This window comes from Acidobacteriota bacterium, assembly GCA_016196065.1.
Taxonomy (GTDB): Bacteria; Acidobacteriota; Terriglobia; order Terriglobales; family Acidobacteriaceae; genus Acidiflorens.
Genome location: JACPYL010000010.1, coordinates 1503418 through 1530030, shown reverse-complemented (window position 1 = coordinate 1530030; position 26613 = coordinate 1503418). Strand labels below are relative to the sequence as shown.

Annotated in this window: 18 protein-coding genes; 5 read left to right on the top strand and 13 right to left on the bottom strand. The window is 56.1% G+C overall.

What is annotated here, in order from left to right; translation table 11 throughout:
• Window positions 1-13: 13 nt before the first annotated feature.
• The 6 genes from HY010_09630 to HY010_09605 form a co-directional block, all read right to left on the bottom strand.
• Window positions 14-478 (bottom strand): nuclear transport factor 2 family protein, encoded by a 465-nt coding sequence (locus tag HY010_09630; protein MBI3475982.1) that lies wholly within the window; start codon window positions 476-478, stop codon window positions 14-16.
• A 60-nt stretch (window positions 479-538) separates the two neighbouring features.
• Window positions 539-1573 (bottom strand): amidohydrolase family protein, encoded by a 1035-nt coding sequence (locus tag HY010_09625; GenBank protein ID MBI3475981.1) that lies wholly within the window; start codon window positions 1571-1573, stop codon window positions 539-541.
• 143 nt (window positions 1574-1716) lie between these two features.
• Window positions 1717-2835, bottom strand: coding sequence for a hypothetical protein (locus HY010_09620; GenBank protein MBI3475980.1), 1119 nt, complete (start codon window positions 2833-2835; stop codon window positions 1717-1719).
• A 69-nt stretch (window positions 2836-2904) separates the two neighbouring features.
• Window positions 2905-3690 carry a hypothetical protein gene (locus tag HY010_09615; GenBank protein MBI3475979.1) on the bottom strand — a complete coding sequence of 262 codons (786 nt, stop codon included), beginning with the start codon at window positions 3688-3690 and terminating at the stop codon, window positions 2905-2907.
• 276 nt (window positions 3691-3966) lie between these two features.
• Window positions 3967-4278 (bottom strand): hypothetical protein, encoded by a 312-nt coding sequence (locus HY010_09610; protein ID MBI3475978.1) that lies wholly within the window; start codon window positions 4276-4278, stop codon window positions 3967-3969.
• Complete coding sequence (locus HY010_09605; GenBank protein ID MBI3475977.1) at window positions 4275-6638, bottom strand: winged helix-turn-helix domain-containing protein; 2364 nt, start codon at window positions 6636-6638, stop codon at window positions 4275-4277. Before HY010_09605 ends, HY010_09610 begins: the two co-directional genes overlap by 4 nt.
• Before the next feature lie 240 nt (window positions 6639-6878).
• Between HY010_09605 and HY010_09600 the strand changes: the two genes are divergently transcribed.
• A complete protein-coding gene (locus tag HY010_09600) occupies window positions 6879-8879 on the top strand; it encodes a DNRLRE domain-containing protein (protein ID MBI3475976.1) in 2001 nt (666 codons plus the stop codon).
• A 182-nt stretch (window positions 8880-9061) separates the two neighbouring features.
• Window positions 9062-10690 carry a hypothetical protein gene (locus tag HY010_09595; protein ID MBI3475975.1) on the top strand — a complete coding sequence of 543 codons (1629 nt, stop codon included), beginning with the start codon at window positions 9062-9064 and terminating at the stop codon, window positions 10688-10690.
• Window positions 10691-10809: 119 nt separating this feature from the next.
• On the opposite strand, the gene HY010_09590 is transcribed toward HY010_09595, so the two are convergent.
• Entirely contained in the window at window positions 10810-11091 is a 282-nt protein-coding gene (locus HY010_09590; GenBank protein MBI3475974.1) for a nuclear transport factor 2 family protein, read from the bottom strand.
• Window positions 11092-11448: 357 nt separating this feature from the next.
• Here HY010_09590 and HY010_09585 point away from each other — a divergent pair, with 357 nt between their 5' ends.
• Window positions 11449-13560, top strand: coding sequence for an SEC-C domain-containing protein (locus tag HY010_09585; GenBank protein MBI3475973.1), 2112 nt, complete (start codon window positions 11449-11451; stop codon window positions 13558-13560).
• Window positions 13561-13638: 78 nt separating this feature from the next.
• Here the strand turns inward: HY010_09585 and HY010_09580 are convergent, their stop codons facing one another.
• A complete protein-coding gene (locus HY010_09580; GenBank protein ID MBI3475972.1) occupies window positions 13639-14184 on the bottom strand; it encodes a transposase in 546 nt (181 codons plus the stop codon).
• Between the two features lie 213 nt (window positions 14185-14397).
• On the opposite strand from HY010_09580, the gene HY010_09575 reads away from it, so the two are divergent.
• Both HY010_09575 and HY010_09570 read left to right on the top strand, forming a co-directional pair.
• On the top strand, window positions 14398-14814 hold the full coding sequence (locus HY010_09575; GenBank protein MBI3475971.1) for a bleomycin resistance family protein: 417 nt from the start codon (window positions 14398-14400) through the stop codon (window positions 14812-14814).
• 176 nt (window positions 14815-14990) lie between these two features.
• The gene (locus tag HY010_09570; protein ID MBI3475970.1) at window positions 14991-16964 is read left to right on the top strand and encodes a S9 family peptidase; all 1974 of its coding nucleotides are present in this window, start codon (window positions 14991-14993) and stop codon (window positions 16962-16964) included.
• A 12-nt stretch (window positions 16965-16976) separates the two neighbouring features.
• On the opposite strand, the gene HY010_09565 is transcribed toward HY010_09570, so the two are convergent.
• The 5 genes from HY010_09565 to HY010_09545 all read right to left on the bottom strand — a co-directional run bounded on the left by HY010_09565 (window position 16977) and on the right by HY010_09545 (window position 26499).
• The gene (locus tag HY010_09565) at window positions 16977-17483 is read right to left on the bottom strand and encodes a DUF2127 domain-containing protein (protein ID MBI3475969.1); all 507 of its coding nucleotides are present in this window, start codon (window positions 17481-17483) and stop codon (window positions 16977-16979) included.
• A 52-nt stretch (window positions 17484-17535) separates the two neighbouring features.
• Window positions 17536-18501 carry a phosphoesterase gene (locus HY010_09560; protein ID MBI3475968.1) on the bottom strand — a complete coding sequence of 322 codons (966 nt, stop codon included), beginning with the start codon at window positions 18499-18501 and terminating at the stop codon, window positions 17536-17538.
• A gap of 200 nt (window positions 18502-18701) precedes the next feature.
• Complete coding sequence (locus HY010_09555; GenBank protein ID MBI3475967.1) at window positions 18702-22763, bottom strand: translocation/assembly module TamB domain-containing protein; 4062 nt, start codon at window positions 22761-22763, stop codon at window positions 18702-18704.
• A complete protein-coding gene (locus tag HY010_09550; protein MBI3475966.1) occupies window positions 22760-23437 on the bottom strand; it encodes a hypothetical protein in 678 nt (225 codons plus the stop codon). Before HY010_09550 ends, HY010_09555 begins: the two co-directional genes overlap by 4 nt.
• The gene (locus tag HY010_09545; protein MBI3475965.1) at window positions 23437-26499 is read right to left on the bottom strand and encodes a BamA/TamA family outer membrane protein; all 3063 of its coding nucleotides are present in this window, start codon (window positions 26497-26499) and stop codon (window positions 23437-23439) included. The genes HY010_09550 and HY010_09545 overlap by 1 nt, the downstream gene beginning before the upstream one ends.
• Between the last annotated feature and the right edge of the window lie 114 nt (window positions 26500-26613).

Sequence of the window (26613 nt, the reverse complement as noted above, 5' to 3'; positions counted from 1 at the left end):
TCCAATGTCTACGTCATTGCTTCATAACCAGTGGCGAGTAGTGGTTGAGGACCAATTGCCAGTGACCTTGCTGCTTTACCCACACTCTCGTAAAACGGTTATCACGGGGGACGGCTTTGCCTTTGTCTTGTCCATTCATTGTGGAGCGGCCAGTCTCCACGGCCGTGTTTCCGTAGATGCGCACTTGAACCTCGTCGGTGGTGATCGACTGAAATTTCAATTCATGGGACTTAAAATCTGAGAGCACCTCCGGCTTGGTTCTCACGGCGCCGCTTGGTCCTACGCCGATAAAATCAGCAGCATAGATACGGTCCAGAGCCGCCACATCGGCATCGATCTGCGCCTGAATGCGTTCATGATCCACCTGCCTTATGACCTGCTCAATGCTTCTTCTTTGATCCGACCTCGCCTGCGGTGTTTGTCCCAGGACAATCGAGGCTGTCGTGAGGAGCAGGGCTATGACAATTGTTCGTCTCATGGAAATCAACCTCTTCGTTTTGAAAGTTACCGTTTGACGGAGAACTGGGCCACCGCCTTGTCAAAAGTATGGCGCAACGTTACTAAAAATCTGACTAATTTCAGCGGACGTAAGCGGCAAGTTGGTGCGCAGCAACCTGACGTATTCCTTGATCCCCATGACTGGCCAGTCGGTCGCGAACAGGACGCGGTGAATCCCGATGCGCCGAATATTAGCTGCGAGTCGTTCTGGTCCTTCAGGAAAGTTTTTCTGGTTCTCATATATGAACCGGAGATCGCTGCCTGCGGGCGCTTGCGCTGCTGACGGCGGCACGATCACGGCGGAGATGTCGAAATAAAGGTGGGCGCACAGTTTCGCTTGGGTTGCGCACTTGTCCGCGAAGGTCGTCAGTGCAGCATCGGCACTGTGATCGTAGCCTCCCCATCCCACCATGTGGGCGATCTGCACCGTGATGTCGGGAGCCAGCGGCAATACCTGGTCCAGGAAAATCTGCGAATCGCGTTTGCCATCCCACTTCTCGTCGTCCGGGTGGAGATGAATCAGGATCGGCACACGCACTCGGTTCGCTTCACGGAAAACGTCTTGCAGTTGGCGAATCTGTTTCTCGTCCGCAAAGTTGAAATGAGAGGCTGCCAGGTGGAGTTTCAGGCCACCGCGCAAGCCGATGTGCCGGCAATGTTTGATCGCTGCCATGGCGTATGGCCGGATCGGATTCACGCTACAGAAACCAAGCAGCCGTTTCGGATATTGGCGGACTTGCTGCAGTGTCCAGTCATTTTCCCGATCAATCACCTTCGCCTCGTTGGACACATGCACGAACTTGCTTCCCAGCAAGTAGGCTTCGGAAAGCGCAGTCGCACGGCCTATGCCGGCTGCGTCCAGCGCGGAGATCAGGTCCTTCGCGGTGTAGGGCTTTTCTTTTTCTGGAGAGGCTTCTTCCGCATGCAAAGTCGCTCCTTCATTCAGAAGCTGTGCAGCCGTGGCACTCTGCAGGTGGGCATGATGATCCACCAGGGGAATGCTCTGGGCATTACTGTGGGGAACCATTAAGAAGACAAGCGTGAGTAAAGCTGTCACCGGAGGAAGAATCGACATGCGCTTTTGTCGCACGGCTCATAGCATACGACAAAGCAAAACGGCTGGACTGTCCACGGGCTTCGAGGGTTGTGAGGTCGCGAGCCGGTTTCGCTGCCAGCACCCACGTTTCAGAGAACGAAACGTGGGGCACCCGGCCGGGGCTACTCGCCATCTTCTATCGCGTACGTAATTACGAGGTAAATGCATGCTTCCACTTGCGCCAGGTGAGCCCTGACTACCTCGACATTGTCCTCGAACACATGAGCGAACTTGTTCGCATTCTGCACGCTTTCGTCGAATTGAAAAAGCGCAGCAAGGTCCGCCGCCGCATCCCCTACGATGTATTCCAGTCGCATACGACGAGTGGGCTTTGATAAGGCCTGATCTTTACGTTCGAGCCACACCCCACTCTGTTTCACCTTTTCGTCAGGTGCGAACAGTCGTAAGAGCTCGCCCAAGATCTCTCGAACCCCGTGGGCCGCGAGCCGTGCGCCGGCTTTGCCGCTCGCGAGATTCCTCCAAGCCTCTCGTCGGAGCTCGAGAAGTCTCGGGTCGATCGCCAGCAGCTTGGTTTCGAGTTTCGTTGTTAATTCTTCATCGCGGTGAGGTTCCCATTTTGGAACATCAGGCAAAGCGGGCGGCAAGCGACGAACGAAATTGCCGTGATTCCAAACCAGGTCGGTGGCAACCTCAACACGTTCGATCCCGCGCAATGGCATGCTGCTGAGGGCGGCGTTGGTCTCTAGCTCTCGAAGGGCAGCCACGTTACTCAAAGAGTCCTCAAGAAGCACAAGGCGGTCACCGACGATTTCCGATGGCCAAGTAAGTGCCAATTTTGACAGTTCCAGGCTAGATCGCTCGGTACGACTTATTTCCTGGGAGATGTGCGCAAAAATCTCCTGATAGCGCTGCATGGGAGCCGCGTCGAACAGTAATCGCGTTCGCTCTCCGATGGTCTCAGCGAATGATGCCCCAATGCCCGTAATCTCCGCCAAGTGTGCCTGCAGTATGGCACTCATTGGGGGTTGAGGCAGCTCAATCGAAGCCAATGCCGCCTGGATGCTCTTAAGTGGGTAGAGGTGTTCCAGGTTTGCGGTCAACTCCTGCATGGTCCTGTTGTATGCCGGTGTCTGAAGTTCAGCCAGTTTGAATAACTCTGAAAATCTGCCCGTTTCCAAAGTCTGAAATCTGGCCAACTCGGTGGCAGTGAAACCCGCGACCTTATATTGGCTTGCGAACTTGGCGATCTCCCGGTAGGCCTTGTCGAGATCATCTGTCATAGGCTGTAACCAGTTAGGCCCCCTGCCCAACAACGCGAATGTGCGGGGCACCTGGAACACTTCATGTAATCACTCTCGATGAAACCGTATGTTCTTGAACTCCACCACTACAAAATCATGCTTTGGCCAATTGTCATTACGTCTGAGCATGTAGTCGATTGGGTGAAATACAAGTGTCAGAGCGCACACAAATCTGTCGCCCTTGTAATTCTGCCACCTAACGTTCATTTCTTTCGGCCAGTCTTCAACTAAACTTCCTGCGTTAGCGTTCCAATCCTCTAAAAGCCAGTGGAAAATATTACGCTTGTTAGATAAGGATTCTCCTCCTACTGTTGGAACAACCTCACAAGTCTCATCAACAGCGATGACCTCTACTCCGGGGAAGTCAACATTATGGCCCTTCAACTTGAAGAGCATGTCTACCTTAACCCTATGCGCCACATCGCCGCCGCGATTAGTAAAGACGAATGCTGTGCTCGGAAATATGGCATCTTTAATTTCCTTAATTGAGACCGGATAGACTCGCGGATCGTTAGGCATAACGTCTACAGGTAAGGGGACAATAGGCTGAGTAACGGGGGCGCCACCCATGACCTCAGGAGATTTGATTCTAGAGACAATAAGGCCGATCATCTGTTGATCACGCTCGACCTGACCTTCCTCCCATCGTTTTCGCTCACGTTTCCGGCTTCTGTCTCCGATAAACTCTGCTATTGCGAAGCACAGAACAGCGACAAACGCTATTGCGGCAACAATCCAACGGGTGCCGGGACGTTGCACTAGGTCTAGAAAAAATTGGAGCACTGCTATCACAGCCATCAGTATCGCCCCTAACACTTTGAGACCTGTTTCCATAGGCACAAATGCCCTTTTGCCGGGTGGCTGACCCACAGCTTATTGCGCTGTGTAGGTTCTCCACCATTATCAGCCCTACCGAGTGTCCCAAGTTTCGTTTTATGAAACGCGGTTGCTGGCGGCGAAACCAGCGATCGGGGACCATCCCGCGATTCAGATCCGCTCTTTCCAGTATCGGGGTTTACGCTTGGTGTGGGAAAACTGGGGACAGACGGGACGTACACCAACCATCGTTGGCGAAAAATGATAACCGTCCCGCCTGTCCCCCTATTTCCTCTAAGCTGCCCGCTTCTTCTTCTCTTCGAGTGCCGGCAGAAGAAGTTTCAGAAGTGCTTCATCCCAGAACGGGTTCTGACCTGAGATCAGCTCGCGATCTTGCAGAACGTAACTCGACCAGGGAGCGAGCACGCTTACGTCACCGCCCGCCGTGCTCAAGGCGAAGTCTGGGTAGAAGAGAACCTTGCCGCCAATCTCAAGCGGCTCCCGCTGCTGCTCTTCCGCTATCGCAAGACGGGGAATTCGTGGACAGACGGAACTGACCCAATTCTGAATTCTTTTCCATCGGCGTCCCCGACGAATCTTGTTCACTGTAACTTGGCGAATTCGCTTCGGGCTTGTCGCATGGCAGGGATATTCTGGTCGGCGCTTTGCCACAGTTGAAAGAATTCCTGATACGCAACCTTGGCTTTTGCGGCATCTCCGCTGCGGGCAAAAGCGCGCGCTCGTCCCAGCCGTGCCAAGGGTCCCAGGGACGAATTCAGCGTCAAGCCATCATGGTCGATGAGCTTTTGGAATTCCGCTACCGCGTTTTTGGCATCGTTGTCTGCCAGGTACGCTTGCCCACGCACAAAGGCGGGATAGAGACTCGTGGTTGAGAAGGCAAACGGAATTGCCAGTTCGAGACTCTCCGCCGGAGTAAGCTGTGCGACTGCTTTGGCCCAGTTGCCACGTTGCAGTTCCATTTCGCCGCGGATTGTCGGTAGCCAATAGCCTTGCAGGATCGTGTTCGCTGGGTGCTCGGCGTCCAATTTCTGTGTGAGCGTCTGTGCCCGCTGTTCGTCGCCCATGCGAGCGCTCACCAGCGCCGTCATCGTCTCGATATCGTCGCTCTGCGACAACGACAATGCACGTGACACGGATTCACGGGCCAGTTTGTCGGCTCCCGCTTCGGCCTCCCGCACGGCCGCTTCAGCCCAGCATCCGGCTGCTAATTCCTTGTTCCCTTCCCGCACCATGATCTCCGATGCCGTCATGGAGAGTTGATGCGCTTTTCGAAAATGGCCGGCATAAGCTTCTGTGTTCGCGGCCGTGGCAAGTAGAGACGCTTCCGCTCCGGGCACGTCATGGGACTGCTTTAAAGCTTGCTCCATTCCCTCGTGGTCGCCGGAAAGAAACGCCCGCAAATAATTGACTTGCAGCAAGTATTCGGACTGCAACTTATGTTGGCCGGCCTCGGCAAGAACTGCGCCCGCTTCGTCAACTTTTCCGAGTGCCATTAAGCTCACAGCAAGATTGCCGTAAGTCGTCGTCCCGAAAGGATCCAGGCGCACGACCTTGCGGAAAATGTCGACGGCTTCGCTGGTGCGTCCGAGACTGGCGTCAATCGTGCCGAGGTCATTCAGCGCCCGGCAGTTCTCTGGATAGTCCTGCAATTCAATCTCGTACACATGCGCCGCTTTTTGCAGATCCCCGGAGACGTACATGTGGTACCACGATTCGATGAGAACCTTCTCGACGCCGCTGGCCCGACCGCGCAGTTCATACGCTTTCGTGGCGTTTTCACGAGCCAGTTCCGTTTCTTCCAGATTCTGATGAATGCTGGCGAGGGCACCGTAGGCCATGGCAAAGTTCGGGTCCAGCTCAACCGCCCTCTTGAAATAGGGTGCAGCGGCCCGATCTCCTTCCCGGTCCCAGTGGGAAGCGCCGACACTATACGCCTTGAGCGCATCGAGTGAAGAGGTCGTGGCCTGTTCTAGGGGCGCGTTGAATTTTTGGATCGAGGGAAGCGACTCGCCTAGGCGGGCGCGTAGGCGCGCCGTAGTCCGGCCCAGTGCATCGACCACTTCTTCCCTGCTGCGAGCTTGGGCCTCTTCGTGAACAATCGGATCACCTGTGTCACAACGGATGGCGGCCAGGCCAATCAGATAACTGGTTCCGAGACTCGAAACCGACCCTTGTACCATCACTCGCGCGTTGGCTCGCTGGCACACTTCGAGCGCGCCCCTTCCTGCGACGCGCTCCTCCTCCGAGTGCCCCATCTGCTTCAGGATGACGCGAGCCTTGCGGTCCGGAACCACATTAAGAAAAGGAGACTGCTCCAGGCTGACTTCCAGGCCTTGCTTGAGTGCGTCGTCGAAAACGGGTTCGCCGGTCGTGTTCGTGAAGTCGGTCAGAAGGATCGTGTCTTTTTGCGTCAGTACGGGACGCCGGTAATGGCGATACAAACGGTTACTCACAAATCCAAGACCCGCCGCTGCGACAAGCAATGCCGCGATCAGCACTGGAAACCGCCACCGCGGACGTATTTCAGCCACAGCGCGAGGTTGCTGCGGAGACGGTGGCAAGGCTGGATTGGAGTTTGACGACCCGGGGACCGTCGCCGACGGCTCGATCGCGAAACTTACCGGAGCGATAAACCGGTACCCGTACCGCGGGACTGTTTCCACGAAGCGAGGAACATCCGCATCATCGCGCAACGCTTCGCGCAGTTTGCGCACGGCGACATTCAGGCTGTTATCGAACTCGACGAATGTGTCGTCCGGCCAGAGCTGCTTGCGCAAGTCGTCCCGGCTGACGGTTTCCCCCGGACGCGCGAGCAACAGCGCCAGCAGTCGAAAGGGCTGTTCCTGCAGCTTGACGCGCAATCCCTGGCGCAACAGTTCGCCGGTGCCAGTATCGGCCTCAAAATTTCCGAATTGATAGCGCTTATTTTCCACTGGCGGCGGCATTACGGGTTTTGTGCTGGAGAGTAGCTCAAATTTGCCGGGGGAGCTTGATTCTATCACGTAGATTTTCAAGTTAAGAAGAGGCTGTAACGCGCTGATACTGTTGCCGTTACTTGTTAAGGCAGACTTCACTCCCAGTTTGGTTGACGTCCGCTACTGAGACCATTTAAGACCAATCCACAACGACGCGCCCTGGCCGCCGCCCCCCAACCCGGCGCAAGACAGACATTGGAGCCACACGTTATGAAGAACCGCAGCCTTTCGCTGGTAGCAGTCGTGCTGTTCATTTGGAGCGCGACGATCTCCACCTACGCCCAGATCACGCCGAGCGCCGACTCCTACACCAACACGGCCACGCCGACCACGAATTTCGGCGCGAAAACAACGCTGAGCGTCGTCAGTCCCTCGCAGGCGGCCTACATCCAGTTTGATTTATCGTCCATTCCTTCCGGCTTCACTGGCGCCAGCGTGGCCAAGGCGACTCTGAAGCTCTACGTCAACACAGTCCCGGCGGCGGGAAGCTTCAACGTAGATTTCATCAATGGCACCTGGTCCGAGAAGACGATCACCGCCAACCTGGTCCCGGCTCTGGGCAGCACCATCGTACCGAGCGTGCCCCTGACCGGCGCAAACGCAAAAGACTACATCCTGATTGACGTGACTCCAGCCGTCGTAGCGTGGCTCAACAACACGCAAGCCAATGACGGCATCGCGCTGGTGGCGAACAGTCCCTTGTCGGCAACGTTTGAAAGCAAAGAGAACACAGCGCAAGGCCATTCGCCCGAATTGGACGTCGTGTTCAGCGGCGGTAGTGGCGGCACCATCACCGGCATCAACACGGCGGCGGGCAGCGGACTAACCGGCGGCACTAACAGCGGTGTAGCCAACCTGAGCCTGCTGACGAGTTGCAGTTCCGGTCAGATTCTCTCCTGGAATGGCTCAGCCTGGGTGTGCAAATCAGTGAGTGGCAGCGGCACGGTGACCAGCGTAGGTTTGAGCGCTCCGTCGTCTGACTTCACCGTGAGCGGCTCACCAGTCACGACTTCAGGAACACTCGGACTGAACTGGACTGTGGCGCCGACTAGCGCGAATGCGGCTAATACGATTGTGAAGCGAGACGCTTCCGGCGCATTTAACGCGGGCATTATCCATGCGACGACTACTTCAACCACGTCCGCTGTCAATGGTACATCCTCCAGCACGTCGCTCGGAGCGATCGCCATCCATGGAGTCGATACCAATTCCGCGAATACCTTTACGGTTGCGGTGCAGGGCAATTCATTTAGCCCGATCGGAGCTGGTGTTTTAGGAATGAAAGCCTCTATGAGTAGCATGGGCCAGAGTTCCATTGGCAACGTGAACCCGGGAGTGTGGGGTGACAGTCCTACCGACAATGGGGTGCTCGGGACGTCGGATGTTTTCGCAGGCGTAGCTGGGATGTCGACCAACTACATTGGAGTTACCGGGCAGTCACAATCCGGAACTGGTGTCGGAGGATATTCGACCAACGCTGGGAGCGTTGGAGTCCTTGGCTTTTCGAAAGAGGGCAATGCTCTGTGGGGCTATAACCAGCCCGAGGGTGGTGCAGCGGATACGAATTCAACCCTGTTGCTAATCAACGACAGCTCCACTTCACACTACATGATCTATGCCGAAGACATTCTTGGCGCCCACTACGTGAGAACTAGCAGCGTCGGAGACCTCGTGGCCACAGGTGCACTCATCGGAGCCTCCAAGAGTTTCAAGATCGATCACCCGGTCGATCCAACCAACAAATTCCTCCTCCACACCTCGATCGAATCGCCGGACATGAAAAATATCTACGACGGTGTGGCTGTGCTGGACGAGAATGGCGAAGCTCGCGTCGACCTGCCGAGCTATTTCGAAGCGCTGAACAAGGACTTCCGTTACCAGCTCACCGCGGTCGGAGCTCCCGGCCCCAACCTCTATGTGGCCGAAGAGGTGTTGGGAAATCACTTTCGGATTGCGGGCGGGAAACCCGGAGCCAAGGTTTCGTGGCAGATCACGGGCATCCGTCATGATGCGTGGGCCAACGCGAACCGGAGTCCGGTCGAGGTGGAAAAGACGGCAAGCGAGCGTGGGCTCTATCTGCATCCCGAAGCTTTTGGCGCTCCTGTCGAAAAGAGTATTACTTACCACAACCGGGCCGCGGTCAAACAGTTTGTCCAGGATCCCAGAAAAGTCCTGCGCAAGACGCCGGTGGAACAGTCGGCAAAACGATGACGCCTGCTTGCGGGGCGTGACCGGGCCGAACCGGCAGGGCGCCCCCCGCGCTTCGGGTCAAGAAATGCCTTTCGCGAAACCTCCTGGGTTAGATCGGAGTTTTGCGGAGCGCCAACACCACACACAGGGAACATTTCCAGAGCAGGCGAGAGCTATAGAGCCAGGGATAGAGGTGAAGGAAGATGAAATCACAACCGACGAGATCTGTGGCGGGAATTATCAGTGAAATATCAGCCACTCGAACGTGGGCTTTTGTTGTTTGCTTATTGGCTTTGGCGATATGCGCGCCCGGGCTGAGTGCACAAACCTACAAAGACATTTACGAGTTCGATGGAACGACCCACGGATGCTGCCCCCTATATCCGGAGCTACTGGCCCAGGGCCGGGATGGGAACCTATATGGCACTACCACGCAGGGTGGCACGAGCGGTGGGGGTATCGCCTTCAAGATTACGCCCGACGGCACACTGACCGTGCTTTATAACTTCGACATCGCGCACGGATATAGTCCAAGTGGCGGCCTGATTCTTGGCGCCGACGGCAACTTCTACGGCACCACGCAAAGCGGTGGCGCGCACAGCCTTGGCAATATCTTCAAGATCACGCCGGCGGGAGTCTTTACGGTCCTCTACAGCTTCGCGGGAGGCGCAGACGGAGGCGATCCTATAGCTGCTTTGATGCTGGGCACGGACGGAAACTTCTACGGTACTTCGGCTCCGGGCGTCGCATTCAAGATGTCCGCGAAGGGCGTCTTCAAAGTGCTTAACAAAATTCCCTATATGACTTATGGTCCGCTGGCGCAAGGAAGCGATGGCGCCTTTTACGGAACCACACAGATTGGCGGCACCGCCAATTTGGGGACTGTTTTCAAAATTGTGAAGACGACGGTCACGACGCTCTATAACTTCGACACTACCCACGGGAGGTATCCGTTTGGCGGCCTGGTGCAAGGGAACGATGGCAATCTCTACGGCACAACTTCGCGTGGGGGCAGTTCGGATGTGGGCGTTGTTTATAAGATCACACCAGGTGGAAGCCTGACCGTACTCCACAACTTCGACTCGGTTGACGCCTCCAACGGGAATCAGGCCTATGCGGGTCTGGTCGCGGCCACCGACGGCAATCTGTATAGCTCGACCGCATTCGGCGGTAACGCAGGCAATGGCACGCTGTTCGAGATCACGACCGGCGGCGCCTTCAGCGTTCTTTCGAGCTTTGACGTGACGCACGGCGCGGGGGCGTATGCAACTGGGGTTCAGTACACGAACGGTAAGATTTTTGGATTGACCAGCAGTGGAGGAACGCCCGGAGAAGGCGTTGTCTACAGCCTCGATAACTCCATGCCACCATTTGTGTTGCTCACCTCGACCATGGGCGTCGTGGGGAAGTCCGTCGGAATTCTCGGTAATGGGTTCACGGGCACAACCAGCGTTAAATTCAATGGAGCCAGCGCAAGTTTCAAAGTCGTCTCCGACACGTATCTCACCGCGAAAGTCCCATCGGGAGAGACGGGAACTGTCACCGTGACCACGCCCTCCGGAACCTTATCGAGCAGCAAGCCGTACCGGGTCACTCCGAAAATCACCAGCGTCACGCCCGCCAGCGGAGCGGTTGGGAGCACAGTCGTGATTGCCGGATCGGGGTTCATCCAGGCGACGGGCATCACTCTGGGAGGGGTCAAGGTTACGTCTTTCACCGTGAACTCTGACAAGCAGGTGACGCTTACAGTACCTGCGGGAGCCAAGACGGGCAAAGTCGTGATCACAACTCCGGGTGGCGCGGCAACGAGCGCGACCTTCACGGTAACGTAATGAGGGCGGAGACGCGGAAAGCCTGGTGCCCCAGGTTCGCGCCCCGTACGAACGGTCAATCTCTGGGACGCCCAGGTCTTGGGGCGCTAACCTGGGTTACTGGGCATACCTGCCGACCACTAGGCGACGGAATACCTATCAATCACCCATAGCCACGTTCCATCTTTCTGGCGGCGCGCAACTTCCGAGGTCACGGTGCCATTACGGCAGCGCGTCGAGGTGAGGGCCAGATCGCCGCAGATGAGCGCTGGACGCTGTTCTCCGAACTCGAAGTGTCGTTTTTCCGGTCCAAACCCCGTCACCTGGAGTTGAGTAAAAAACTCGTGGATGGCCTCTTTGCCACGCAGGAACGTTCCGCCGCCAATGTCGACGACCGCGTCTGGCTCGAACAACGCCGTCATGCCGGCAACATCTCCCGCGTTCTCTCTCTCGACCAACAATCGCTCCAAATCCTGGGGATCATTGGCCGGCTCTCTTGTCGTTACATCATTCGTCGTTAAATGATTCACGGGGACACTCCGCCAACTGTTGTGGGTTGCTCGACCTGCACTGGAGGCTATCGTCGTCACGCGCCGGGCGTCAAACAGCAGATATTGGCTGATACCCACCGTTGCTCACAAACCGTGGCCGGGGAAGGAGCCAATATTTTGCGAGGTTCTTCGCAGACACACGGTCGAATGCTTCTGAGAAGTGGGCCACCCGCTTGAGCCTGTTACTCGGACATCTATAATATTTAGGAAAGAACGGTTCGGAAAAGTATGAAAGCAGTCATTGGCAAAATTGAAGCCGTGACAAGACAGCCGGGGTTCATCTATACGTTCGCTTTAATACTGCTGCGCGACTTGTTTTTCGCTCCTAACGAGGCTACGGAAATCAATTGGCACGACCATCTCAATTTTCAGGAACTAACATTTCTCGCAGGGCTTCTGGTCAAAAATGAAATTAGCCTTAGTTTTCCAGCCGAACACGAGTCTGCGCAGTGGTTTGAAGAAATTTACAGGCTCTTCGACGAACTCCACAAGAAGCATCACGAACATTTCACTAAAGAGATCGAAAAGCGTGTAAAGACTGGCATTCGTATAGAAGATCAGGAAGGCGACTATCGCCGTACATTCGGTTCGGGAGAGATGATGAAGGAGCCAATATTTTACGGTGGCTCGGGAGCATATGACTTCCAATACTTAGAATTCGCGACGCAGAAGTATGCTGCAGACAAGTCCTGGGTTCGTCGGCACAAGGGAATTGATATTGCTGAGATGAGCCTAATAGCCCGAGAACTGAAGAGACTCCATGAGCACAAGTACAACACCCACCCCAGAGTGGCGCGTGGAGAGTTCTCGAAACTCTGTACGACGGCGCTATCAATCTTCTGCTTCGAAGAGACTGAACTTCAACAATTCGGAGTCGAGACGGTTAGCGCCTGTCTGAGGGCATTTTCTTTGATACCAGGGAAGGTCAACTTGAGTCTTCAATTACCTGGCCAGTTTAATCAACTTCAATCAAATCCGATAATTCAACTTCCGGATCGTCGCTACTTCCTCCCAATCGGATTTAACCTTGCAGAGGCAATCTATGAATGTCCATTCTTTTGGATGAATTCCGATGGTGCGTACACCACTGAGGCCCTATTGCACCGCGGGCAGTTTGCCGAGAATATAACAGCGAATCTTCTGCGGAACGTATTTGGTGCCCATAATGTTTACACGGATGTTGAGATCAAGAAAACTAAGAGCCAGACCATCACCGATATTGATGTGCTTGCTGTTGTCGGTAACAAGGCTGTCATCGCCCAGGTAAAGTCAAAGCGGTTAACCGAAGTCGCGAAACTTGGCAATGACACTCGATTAGCTTCTGATTTCACACTTGCTGTTCAAGAGGCGTACGATCAAGCATTGCTCTGCCGACGAGCATTACTCGACCGAAACAGCAAACTGTTGGCTGGCGGGAAGGAGGTACATCTCAATGAGAGCATAGACGACGCTTACATTCTCTGCGTAACGCTGGATCACTATCCGGCAGTTATGCACCAGGTTGACGTGTACCTCAAAAAGCAAGCGGCTGACCCCTTCCCTGTCGCCATCAGCATCTTTGATTTGGATATGTTGGCATTCTATCTTGCGGATCCATTCGAGTTCGCTTACTACTTGCGCCAGAGAACGGAGCTTGGCGGCTACTACAAGGCCGATACGGAGATGTCTTTACTTGGCAAGCACCTCAAGCAAAAGCTCTTTAAGAACAACGAAGCTGACTTAGAAATTGTTGACGGCAGTTTCGCACAACTCGTGGACGCGAACTTTCCGGTACTCCGCGGGTCTGTACCGAAGACCGCAGCGGCAGACAAACTTCACCACCAATGGAAGAATGCAGACTTTCAAAACCTCGTCGATCAAGCAAAATCTACCAATGAACCGAGGTTCAGTGACGTTGTATTTTTTCTCTACGATCTAGCCGGAGAAGGGGCGGACGGGCTGATCCAAGCACTGAAGATGCTGAAGCGTAAAACAACTGCCGACCACCGAAGTCATGATGCACGAATGCCTTTCTCCGACAGTCCGGGCGGAATAACGATTGTGTCGGAGCCGACCTCTCCGGCAGCGCTTCGGGAAAAACTATTGGGTCTCTCAAGGCTGGCGAAATACAAGTCGAAAGCCGACGTATGGCTCGGACTGGGTTGTCTCGCTACAAGTGATCGTCTAGTTGATGCGATGGTATTTAGTAAAGAACCTTGGAAATCCGATCCCATCTTAGAGGGCTTATCCAAGAATCTCCGTGGTAAACCGATGTTACCCTCGGGTGAGAAGGTAGGAAGAAACCAGCCGTGTCCCTGCGGTAGTGAAAAAAAGTACAAACACTGCCACGGGGCTTCCTGACATAGAGTGGGGGCCTGGTGCCCCAGGTTCGCGCCCCCGCATGAGCGGTCAATCCTAGGGCGCCCAGTTATTGGGGCGCTAACCTGGGTTCAGGAATATTCGATCGGGGCCCACAAGACTCTTCTCGCGATCGCGCGCTGTCCATTCTGACTCAATCTCCACCACGTTTGTTTCCCGCAAGGCGTAGTGCCGACAACTACTCCACTTCCATTGTTCTGGACGCGCGACCAATCCTCTCTTTACTGGGTTCCTGTGAATGTAGCCCAATTTCACTATGAACTCATGGTGGTCTCTTACATTGCGGTCGTAGTATCGCTTTTGCCAGAAGTTCCCAGACTCGTCCGTCGGTAAACGACGCGAGCGCTTGGTGAATGACAGCTTCAGGAAGTGAATGGCGTCCGCTAGTATTCCCTCTTCCGGTTCGCTCAGCAACAGGTGGACGTGTTCTGGCATTACTACATAAGCGTAAACGCAGAGTTCGAAGCGGCGGCGCATCTCTTCCAGACAGAGAACGAACAGTTGAAAACGCGTAGGGTGGTTAAAGAAAGGCCGGCGGCGATAACAACTGAAGGTGACGAAATGCGATTGGCCGGATTCCTGGTATCTCCGGAGATCGCGAGGCATAGTAAGAAAAGTACGCCCGGAAGAACTCTAAGTAAAGCGTCCAGAAAGTGGAGGGTGTGTTGGTTCGCCGTGAGCCCAGGTTAGCGCCCCTAGAACTGAGCGTATTGAGATCGACTGTTTGTTTGGGGGCGCGAACCTGGGGCACCGTCTGATCACCGTCAGATTGGCATCGGCAGATCGGCACGGTTCGCCCGGTGGCATCCTGCTTCCGCCATGGAAGCCAAAGGGTTGACTCCGATATTGAACGTGTCCGACATTGCCGGGACGGTGGCGTGGTTTGAGAAGTGGGGATGGAAGAAATTGTGGGACTGGGGAACGCCTCCGACGTTTGCCTCGATTGGATCGGGTACGAAAACCCGCATCTTTCTTTGCCTGGGGGCGCAGGGAGGCCGCGGCCGCGGCGCGAACACCACCACTTTTCAGCAGGACGGAGACGAAGCGGGCGATAAGGGCGTCTGGATGTCGGTGTGGGTCGACGACGTGGACGCGATGCACACGCACTGCGTCGCCGCCGGGCTGGAGGTTACATTTCCGCCGACCGATATGCCGTGGAACGTCCGCGAGATGCACCTTCGCCACCCCGATGGCCACGTGTTCCGCGTCAGCTGCGGATTCGAGCGCGAAAAGTAGAAAGCCTAACCTGAACCTCGGGGGCTGAAGCCCAAATCAAGATTGCGTTTACCGCAGCGGTAAACCCCTGCGCCACCCAAAGGCCAGAATTCTCCGAGGCCCGGCAGATCCGTGGTCGGATTCATCCGTTCTCCGACTGGTAAACTCTTCTGTTCAAGCTCTAACCCGAGGCCCTCATGCGCACTCTTTGTCTCTTTGCTATTGTCATATTGATGACTACCGTGGCCACATCGCAAACGTTGCCTGCTCCGCAAGCGATTACCGATCCCAAGCTGATCACTTCCAAGCCGAATGCCCATGTGGAGAAAAATCTATCCATTGAGAAGCTATACATGACCCGGTTGGTGGGCGGAGCGGACTGGTCTCCGGATGGAAAGTCGATCGTGTTCGTGAGCAATCTCAGCGGGCGCAACAATCTTTGGACGGTGCCGTCCGATGGCGGATGGCCGATCCAGTTGACGGTCAGCAACGAGCGGCAGACATCACCCGTGTGGTCTCCCGATGGCAAGTGGATCGCCTACATGTCCGACTACGATGGCGACGAGCAGTGGGACATCTTTTTTGTGTCGCCGAAAACCGGGCAGGTTGTGAACGTCACGAAGACCCGCGAGATTGCGGAAGAGAGTCCGGCGTGGTCTCCCGATAGCCGCTATCTCGCCTACATGGTGAAGCCGAAGACGTCGTCCGTGTTTGAGATTGACGTCTATGACACGGTGATGCGCGAGGTGAAGCATCTCACCACCGGAACTGCCGCCGATCGGATGAACGTGGCGCCGATCTGGTCGAAAGATGGCAAGTTCATCGTCTACACGCAGGACCAGTCGAAGGGCACCGATTCGAACGTCTTCATGGTGGATGTGGAAAGCGCGCAGAGCACGCTGCTGACGCCGCATGACGGCGAGAAACTCCACTCTGCATACGACGTTTCGCCCGACGGCAAGCGCGTTCTGATCACTTCGAATGCCGCCAATGGCTATCAGAACGTTGGACTCATCGACATCGGCACCAAGAAGATTCACTGGCTTACGCAGGACAAGTGGGAAATCTCGGCAGGCAGTTTTTCTCCCGACGGCCGCCATCTGACCTACACCGCAAATGTGGATGGCAACACCGATGTTTATCTCTATGACATCGCGGCCGGGAAGGCGCGCGCACTGCCGTTGCCGAAGGGACTGAATGAACCCGGCGCTGGGAATTCGTCATTCAGTCATGACAACGCGAGACTGCTTTATTTTCACAATGGCCCCACCGCGCCCGGCGACCTCTGGACCTACACGCTGGCGGATGGAAAGTCCCGCCAGGTTACACACGCGCTGATCGGGGGCGTGCGCTCGCAGGACATGGTTGAGCCGTCGCTGGTGCACTATCCAAGCAAAGACGGCAAGTGGACGATTTCCGCGTTCGTCTACGTCCCTTACAATCTGCCGCGCAATGGACAGCATCCGGCAATTGTGTACGTACATGGTGGGCCGACTGCGCAGACGATGAATACGTTCAACCGCTTCGTCCAGTACATGGCGAACCAGGGTTATCTGGTGATCGCGCCCAACTATCGCGGTTCGACGGGCTACGGGAAAGAATTTCAGCAGGCGAACCTGTTCGACATGGGCGGGGGTGATTTACAGGATGTGCTCTCGGCAGCCGACTGGATCAAGCAGACGGGATACGTCGATCCGAAGAAGCTGATCCTGATGGGTGGCAGCTATGGCGGCTATCTGACCATGATGGGCGTCACGAAAGCGCCGGACGTTTGGGCGGCGGGCGTGCCGATCGTGCCATTCGTGAACTGGTTCACGGAAATTCAGAATGAAGATCCGGTGCTGCAGCAGAGCGATCTGGCGACGATGGGCGACCTGGTGAAGAACAAAGCTCTCTACGAAGATCGCTCGCCGATCAACTTCGTGGATCAGATCAAGGCTCCGCTGTATTTGCTGGCGGGCGGCAATGATCCTCGGTGCCCGAAGTCGGAAGCGCAGCAGGTCATGGACGCGGTCAAGAAACGCGGCGGCGTGGTCGAATACAAAGTTTACGAAAACGAAGGCCACGGCTTCGCGAAAGTGGAAAATCAGATCGACGCTTACAAGCGAGTCGCAGACTTTCTGAAAGCTCACGTCCCACCTGCGGATTGCAGCTGCTCGCTGAATGAGTAGTGCTGCTCTTCCCTACCCTGCGGTCTGCTGTGCGCGGGCGATGCGGCGTTTCTCAAGCGCATCCAGGCGCAGGTATAGCATGTAGAGAACAATGACGAGATTGACCGTCAGCACCAGCAATCGAAACCAGGTTGGACGGTGCAGTAAATCCACAAGTTCGAACGGAATGTAGATCGTTCCGGATGCGAACGCCAACCATTCCGCCCAGGGCAATGCGTACCAGAGGCCATACGCTTCGATAAAACGAAGAATGACATACACACTGGCCACGGTGGCAATCTTCCACAAGTGCATATCGCTGATCCGGTAGACCAGGTCGATGAACACGCCGACGTAGTGGTGATAGGGATTGGCGTGAAAGAATTCCAGAAAACTCTCGGCGATTCCCCAGATGTCCCGGTGGCGCATCGAAAACAGGCCGAGACCAGCCAGCACCACGATCACGCCTTTGGTGAATTCCACGGTGGCAACGGTACGCAGGCCTTTAATGTGCGCGGGGTCGTGGACGTACGGATGCATGGCAGGGTGAGCTTGTGATTTCAGTTTCCCAACATCGTATTGCGGCGTACGGTCACGGCTGCACGCTGGCGCGCAACTCTTCGACAATTTCTTTTGCCGCTTTGCGGGCGTCGTCGCCCTTCGTGACATCGAACGAGATCGCTCCTACCCGAGCATGGCCGCCTCCGCCATAGCGCTCGCAAACTTTCGCCAGGTTCACGGTCGGCTCGCGCTTCGACCACGGATTCGAACCCACCGATACCTTTACCCGGAAGGAACTCTTGCTCAGTCCCACGCTGTAAATCGATTCCGGATGCAAATAGTACGGGATGAACTTGTTGTAACCCTCGAGTTCGAGATCCGTGAGGTCAAAAAAGATGGTTCCCTGCTCCTCCACCGAACGCTTGCGCAAAATATCCACCGAGCGTTGATGCCGTTCCAACAGTGGCGGCAACACGGCGGCGACCAACGGTTCTTCGAGGATGCTGGCAAGGGATTGGGTTGCCAGCAGAGGAATCATTTTCTTGACGAAATTGGGATCTTGCACGGCTTCAATTGCCATGGTCAATTTCATGGCCGGAGCTTGCATTTCGACAGCGGACTTCGCGCTTTCGTAAAGTGCCCCATCGACGATATCAGTCCAGTGGACGAGTTCCGCAACTGGGCGCGGATCGAACCCAAAGTGCTGCTCGGCGATCATCGCAATGAAGCTGGTGCAGGATTTGTACGCGGGATCATAGAACTTGTGATTGCTTGGGTCGCGTTCGAAATGAGCGGCATCCGCGGGCGTCAGAAATGCGCTCTCGTGATGATCGAACCACCACGTGATCTTGGGCGAGCTGGAATATTTGAAGTCAACGATGGCGTTCTCGTCGCCGTCAAAATCGTTCTCGTTGAACAAAGCCCCGGCGCGGTGCAGCAGACCGGTGTAGACGAACTCTCCATCATCGCGGACGCGCTCGCGGTAAAAACGCGAAAAAAGCGCAGCCGAACAGGCACCGTCAAAACATTTGTCGTGGTAGAAAACGCGAACTCGCAAATTTGCTCTTTCCGGTCCCGCCTTCGGACCCAAGGTGAAAACCAATAGGGTTAATGGTTTGACGGTTTATGTCAAGGGGAAGTAACGAAGTTCTCAGTTCCCGGTTCTCAGTTCTCTGTAAAAGCGCCATCGCAACGCGTTCGAAAGATTTGCATCACGCAACTGAGAACTGGGAACGGAGAACTGAGAACTGGTTCTTTCTAGCGCTTGCGCTGGCGGATCTTTACGTCGAAGCTGACTACTCCGTTCTGGTCGCGCAGTGCGACGATCGACACATTTCTGGTGACGTTGTATTCCACCTGGATGATCTGCTGCGTTGCAACCGAGACGTTCGTACTGTAAGTGATGGTGAGGTTGCTGGCGACTTGCTGCTCAATCGTGACTTGCGGTCCGCGGACCACGTTGGTTTCGCTCGTCAGGCCCTGTGGATCGATCTTGATGCGACTCACGCCAAACAAGCGCTGTACCCGGCTACTGACGGCTGTATTCAACGCTTCGTTGATCAATAGATTGGATGCTTCTCCTCCGAAACCGGAAGATAGTCCGCTGCCCTGCAGTTGCGCCGATTCTTCGCGTGTGCGGCCCAGTGCCAATAAGGCAATCACGTCGGCCTCTGGCAGAGGAGGTTCGGAGTGCCACGTGGCTTTCAGGTTGTTGGTCTTGGTCACGTCGCCGCTGATGTTGACGGTGATGTCGTAGTCCCGAACGCGGGTGGCCGCTTGAATGTCGATGATGGGTTCCGTCTTGGCCGGGTTTGAAAAGGTTACTTCGCCGCGTTCCAGCCGGTACTTTGTACCGTTGAAAGAAATCTCGCCGCCTTCATTGGCGCTCACTCGTCCAATCGCTACCGGATGGTCAGCGGTACCACGAACCCGCAGGTCAGCGCTGCCCGAAAGCTTCGCAATCGCAGTCTGCATCTGCAATTCAGGCATGGTCTGGACGTGAATATCGAGACGGAGACGGCTCTCCAGCGTATCGGCTCCAGCTACCGTGATCGAGCGCTTGCTCTTTTCCAGATACGCGCCGAAATCGAAGCCCGGCGTTACCCCCAATTTGGTGACGAGCACGTCACCGCTGAGCAGCGCAGCGTTCGACGAGCCGGATAGACGCAGGTTTGCATTCGCAGTTGAACTTACGCCCGGCGGATAGCGCAACCGGACTCCCTGGGCATTGGCCGCAATGTCCATCTGGAAGGTGCCGTTCTGGTAGCTGCCGAAGCCCGTGAGCGCGATCGTGCCGCCGCCGGTGGTGCCGTTCAGGCTCTCGATCTGGATGCGGTTCTGGTCAAAAAGGAGAACGCCGTTCAGATCGCTTAGTCCACTCGGAAAATCATTATGGCTGACGAAAGTATCTTTGACTTCGAGGCGCCCCTGTAAGACCGGGTTGGAATAGGTGCCGCCGGCAGTCAGGTTGAGGTTGAGCATGCCGCGCGCGGAAATCTTTGGATTGATGGTTTGCAACAGCGCCATGTTGACCGTGCCATCGAGACGGACGTCCATGGCTCGCGGCTCGGTTAGCTGCGCTCGGCCATGGGCTGTGAAGTCGGTTCCACTACCGGACATATGGAAGCTCTCGATGCGGAGAACCTGATCAGCCAATTCGAGGCGCACAGGCTCGGCATTCTGCAGGCGCACATGTGTGACTTCGAAATCGAGGGAATCGAGCGTTGCAGTTGCGCTCAGCCGCCGGGGATCGCGGAGAGGGCCATGCAGGGCAAGCTTTCCTGCCAGGGTAGAGTGCCCCGTAATCTTTCCCGGCAGGTAAACGCTGAGGAGCGCATCGACATCGAGATGCTGGAATGACAGGTCCAGATCGGCGAGGAAGTCTTTCTCCATTTGGATCGTTCCCTGGATTTTCAGGGACGCTTTGTCGAACTCCGTGTGTCCTTGAATGGCCAGCTGGTGATCCTGCGGAACTGCATCGAGATAAAGATCTCCGGCACGCTCCTTGTCAAAAGCAAGATCACGCACATGAAGGTGAGCTTCGACGGAGGGTTGCTCCGTTGTACCACTGACCTGCGCGTTGAAGTCGACGCGGCCGTCCACCGTGACACGCCCGGTCTGGAGCTTGGGGAAATGGACAAGATCCAGATCGCGCCCGGAAAGATTCGCGCGAAACGCGCGCGTGGAGAGGTTCACAGCGCCGCTGCCTGTCACAGGAGCGTCGTACACACTGGTGGCCAGATTGTTGAATTGAAATTCGTCCTCTGTGAGATGGACGTCGCTGCGGAGAATCGGAACGGGCGATCCGTAGACTCTGGCGTCGCGTACCTCAATATGGCCCTGTCCCTGATGATGCGCGCGAGTGCCCGTCACATTGAAGGAAACGTCTCCCACACCGCTGATCGGCATCGTCGATCCGGCAAGCTGCAAGACTTCGGCAACATCTGCATTGCGCAGGTCGACATGGAATGTAAGCGGACCGTCGAGTTGCGAAGCTCCTGCCGTCAACGCGGTGTTCAACTCGAAACGCGCACTGGTCTTACCGTGGAGCAGGACGCCGTTGTGCGCTGCAAAATTCTTGCTGGAATATTGGATGGTGGCGGTAAGCGCATCCCAGTGAATCACCGTCGCAGGCTGGTGCTCATTGATCGGGATAGCAGTTTCGAAGTCATACACTTCGAGGTTCCCGTTCACCTGCATGAAGGAAAGACGGCCCGTGACGAGGCCGTTGAAGTTCGCCCAACCGTGAATCGTAAAAGGAAGAGTACCGGATCCGTAGGCCGCTTGGATCAAAGGGCGCCACTCGCGCAGGTCGTGGCTGGTGGCGGCGACTTTCAACGAAGAAGTTGAAGACAAACTGCCGCTCGCTGTGATCTCAGAAGCAGGCGTATTGAGGCGAAACTGATCGACCTGTAATTCATCGTGCGATCCCCGATAGATCGCGGAGAGTTCACCACGCGCTGGCAGTTGTCCGGGCTGCGGTTTTTCCGGCGCCGCTATCGCCAGGCTCACGCGGGTCTCGGCATCGTGGATCGAGCCCACCCACAGCACATCCACTTTCCCGCTGGTCGTTCCGGACAAATTCAGCTGATCGAGAGGAACCTTGCGGGCGCTCACGGTAGCGACCACGGGTGCAATGGGAAAGCCTGTGAGTTGCAGGCGCACCGATCCGCGTTGCGGATTCACGGTAGAAATTCGTCCGACACTGCTTGGACGATTCTTGCTGGGCGCGGACTCCATCGAAGCCTGCCAGTTGGCCACGTCGACGTCGCCTTGCAAGTCGCCGCCGAAAAGGCTGGCCTTGATCGACGCAACGCGGAAACGGTCCGGGGTAATGGAATACGTCGCCGCGAGACGTCCATTCTGCGTTTTTAACTGCCCATTGGACCACTCAATGTCTTTGGCGAGCAGGGTTCCATCCGCCGAAAAGGTCGCGAGGCTCCAGGAACCGTGGCCGCCGAATTGCGCTGTCCCTTTGCGAAATTCAGGCTGTTGCGCGAGTGCTGCTAATTCTCCGACATCGAGTGTTCCGCGGTAGTCGCCCGTGGCCTGCGGATTGTGAAAATCCACCACGCGGCCTGTGAAATGAATTTCCGATTTTCCGGTAGCAAAGTTCAGCGCGCTGATGTCGGCATGATCGCGCGCGAGGACCAGTGCGGTATCCGCTCGCCAGGCGAAGGGCGGAGATTGACGAATGCGGGTACTGGCGCTGCCGACAGAAAAGTGAGCTTCATACTGACCATGGAGAAACGAGTAGTTCAGCTTCAGTGCGACGTTGCGGGCGTTCAGATTGAGGGGTATTTTCCTTTGGTCCCACTGCAATTCGCCCTGCTGCACTCCGACCTCGGAGACAGACAGCGAGAAGAGTTCGTCGACAGGCTCTTTGCCCGGAGACTGGCTGACTGGCGGTGTGGGCTGGTTCGTCGATCCATCCGGGTAGACGATGATGTGGGCGACGGGATGTTCCACCAGCAGCGAATGCAAGCCGATCTCGGTGCTGAACAGAGCAATGATCTTCACTTCAACCAGCACGCGGTCCACACGCAGATAGGGCGCCTGGTCGGCGGCCTCCCGCCCATGAATGATCAGATCGCGAACATCGACGCGGAGGCGAAACGGAATCGTGTGGATTTGGCCAATCTCGACGCGGCCGCCCGTTGCCTTCTCAAGGGCGGCGACCACGCGACGACGAACCATTTGCTGAAAAGAATCGGTGGTGACATACCAGCCCAGCAGGCTCAAAGCGACAGCAGCAAAAAGGCAGAACAGCCGAAACAGTTTCCACCAGCTGCGGCGTTGAGCAGGAGTGGGCTCACTCAAGGGGTTTGATCTCCGCCGCCAGATTGCGCAGTCTGGATGCGGCTTGCGGAACGTAAGGTCGCGAGCCAGCCATGGAGAAGCTGGTTCAGGCGTTGTTCGGCAAGCAGATCTTTAATATGACCAAAAACTTCGGGCAGTCCGACTTCTTTGCTGCCTGCCTTCTTCAGTTCAGGAATAAGTTGTTCATGGTAGTACGACTCGACCGCCTTCTGGTCGATTTGGATCGAAGGTCGCAAGCGGGCTTCGACCAGCCGCATCAACTGGATACCTTCGCCGAGGCGCTTCTCCAAGTCGGACTGGTTGAGTCCGCAATGCAGCAAGGCAGCGCGCCATCCCTCATCTGTTGCGGCTTCGGGATGGAGCTTACGAACTTCATTCACACGCGCGGCAATCTCATTGGCGGGCGCGCCTTCAGAGGGTCGCACCTGTTCGCGAAGCAGTTCCTGATCGATGAGCCGGTCGAGAGCGGCTTTCCGCTCTTCGAGCGTGAACGAATCCAGTGAGCGGCCGTTCACGAAAGACTCGAACGCCAGTTCCTCTTCCCAGTCGCTCTGCAAGAGGATGTGGCCATTCACATTGGCGACCATGCGATCCACAACTTGACCAGCGCTTGCGCTTGTCGCGAACGCAGCGCTCAACGCCAGCCAAAATGCGCAATGTTTCCAGACTTTCATCAGAAGGACTGTCCAATGCTAAACGAAAAATTGAAGTGCCCGGCGCGCTGAAAACCAAACTGCCCCGTACGGGTTCCGTCGATCTGGTTCACCACGATGTTCGTAAAACTTGGAAAGAATGGCGGATTCAGATTGTAGCCGAAATCCAGGCGCAACGGCCCGATGGGTGTCTGATAACGCACCCCTAAGCCAATCGCTTGCGAGACATAGTTATAGTTACACTCCGAAAATTCATTGTGAGCTCCATTTTGATTCTTGCAGGCGTCGGGATTCGGCTGATGCCACTGCCCGAGGCTCTGGATCATGTTCTGCGGAGTGGAAAACACATTCCCCACGTCGTGAAAGACCGTGAAGCCGATGCTGTCGTGCAGGTACGGCAGGGCGACGCTGGGGAAACGCAGTTCCACATTGTTCAGGAAGAGCGCGCTGCCTCCGATCGGAAATCCAGTAAAGGGATCACGCGGCCCCGCCTGGTTCAAACCAAAGCCCCGATGAGAACTGCCGCCGCCCATGAAGAACCGCTCGGGCAGAGGGATGAGAGTATGTCCAGGGGAAATCTGGTCCGACGGGCCCTGCAAGACCGTATCTCCGAAGGGATTCTCAAGGCCTACGCTCGTGGAACGGGCGAACACAAAGGACGTGCCGCTGCGGCGATTGCGCAGGAAAGGATAGTACGTCGAGTTCTTGACCAGAAATCTGCTGAAATCAGCTTCCGAACCGAAATAGCTGGCCGCGACCCCGCCCTCGAACGTGGTGTAGCTGCCATGATTGGTTTCCAGATCGTTGTCACGCCGGTTGCGCACGTAGAGAAAGTTCGGCTCGCCCACGCGCGTCGGCTTGGAAAGTAACGGGACGAGATTGTCGGACACTTGAATGTTGCTCGCTTGGACCCGCCGATAGGAAAAGCGATAGGCCATGCTATCCAGTTCGCGGTCTCCAACTTTTTTCAATATCTGGACCGTTTGCAGAGTGGCTTCGGTACGTTGCGAGGTAAACGTCGAGACATCGACGGTGTTGTCATAAAGCAGACGGATCGAAAAATTCAAGTCCTTGTTCAGCAGCTTGGGAGCTTCGAAGCTGATCAGTCCTCTTTGCTGCAGACGGCTAAGGCTGGTCTTTGCGCTTACTGTCTGGTGACGGCCCCCAATATTAAGACGGCTCACTCCAAAGGAAACCCTCGGACTGACACCGGTCTGGCCAAGCGGCTGGTTAGTACCGACCGAAGGCTGTCCCGTTTGAAATTCAAATCCGATTCCGTAGTCGAAGGTATAACGCTTGGTTTCGCGGACGGAGACCAGCACATTCTTGCGAGACTCGGTGCCGTCGGGGTTCTGAATCGCGGTGTCAACCTCGTTGAACAAACCCAGGTTGTAGAGGCTGCGCTGGGATTCGAGCATGTCCTGCTGGCTGAGCGGAGCGCCCGGCAATACGCGCACTTCGCGCCGAGCTACTCCGGGACGCGTGTAGTGCAAGCCGTTCAGATAGACACGGCTGACGAAAAATTGCTCGCCCTCGTGGATATTGAAAACGACGCCGACTCCCGGCGCCTCCGCTGTTGAGCCAGCATCCGGAACGTAGCTGACATCGATCGTCGCGTTGGTAAAACCGTTGTCAAAATATTTTTCAAGGATTGTGTCGCGGTCATCGGAAAGACTGGATTCGTTGAACCCCTGGCCTTCTTCCGTGGAAAGCCTGGGAGTCAATTGCTCCGTCGGAATGTTGTAGTTGCCGGCGATGCTCACCGAGCTCACCCGCGTCTGCGGGCCTTCCTGGATTTCAATATTGACGGCAATCTGCACGGGATCGCCTTGATAGTTGTCCTGCAATTTGCTGGTCACTTGTACTTGCCGGAAACCGGCGGAGCGGTACAACTCCTGAATGTTACGAACATCCCCTTCGAGCAGCGCATCGCTGTATCGTCCGTGGCTGAAGAGGCGCCCAGCCGGCTGGCTCAGCATCTGCCCGCGAATGAGATCGTCTTCAAACAGCTTGTTGCCCGAAATTCGGATGGCCGCAAGCCGGTGGCGGTCGCCGGGAGTGATGGCATAGATGACGCGCAGATTTTTCCCGTCCTGCGCACCGCGTTGGCTCACGGCAACATTTGCTGAAAAGTAACCGAGAGCCTGCAGGTGGTTCTGCAGATTCCGCCGGCCCTCGTTGAGCAAGTCATCATCGACCGCGCCCTCCTCGTAGATCGGAACGAGTTTGCGAAGCTGACGCTGGCTGACATCGAATCCATCTGCGGCAATTTCGACGACCGGGCCACGCTCCACCTTGAAGGTGTAATCCACCGTGTTGTTTTCAGTACGGTAGGTGCGGACTGCGGCCGAGACTTGCGCGAGCAAGCGATCCTGCTTCTGATAGCGCGCGCGAATCCGTTGGAGCGCACGGGTCAGACGAGTGGCAGCGACGCCTTCGCCGGGATGAAATTTTGCAATCTCTTCCAGTTCTTCCTTGGAGAACCCGGCATCGCCTTCTAAAACGATTTGTCCTACGGTGGCACGCGGGCCGGGCTCTACGTGAAATGTTAAATCGATCTGGTGCTGCTCCGGAGTACGTTGCACCGAAACGGAAATCTTCGAGCGGTGAAATCCATTGTCCTCAAGTACACGTTGCAGATTGGCTTGCGCCTTGTCGAGTTTGTCCTGGGAATAGAGTTCGCCCAGTTGCAGGCGGCTTGAGGTCACGAGCTGGTTCGGAGAAGGACTACTGGAAACACCGTCCGCCGTAATTTGGCCGATGAAATAATTCGGGACAGTGATGAACCGTAACCGCACGCCGGCGGTGGAACGCTCGGCCTCAGCCTGAATGTCCGAGAAGCGCCCCGTGGCAAACAGGGACTGCATCGCATCATGCAATGTCGAGCGTGTCAGCGGTTCGCCTAGCTTGAGAGGCGTGGCGGCCAGCAGATGCGCGGCATCCTCAGAAGGAACGCCGGGAATCTCGATCTCGGTGACAGGCACACCGAGATATGCGGAGATCGTGCCGAGTTGAGACGGCGAGTCCGGCGCTGATTTTTCCTGGGGTGTCGACACCTGCGCCCCACTGAGCGAACTAGACATGACTACTATCGCCAGAACCAGAGTGGCGCCGGTTAGCCGCAACAATCCCTCCACGAATTCCGATCGACCTCCGGCGGACGTTTTTCTATTCGATGGATGGGCAACCGTCACATG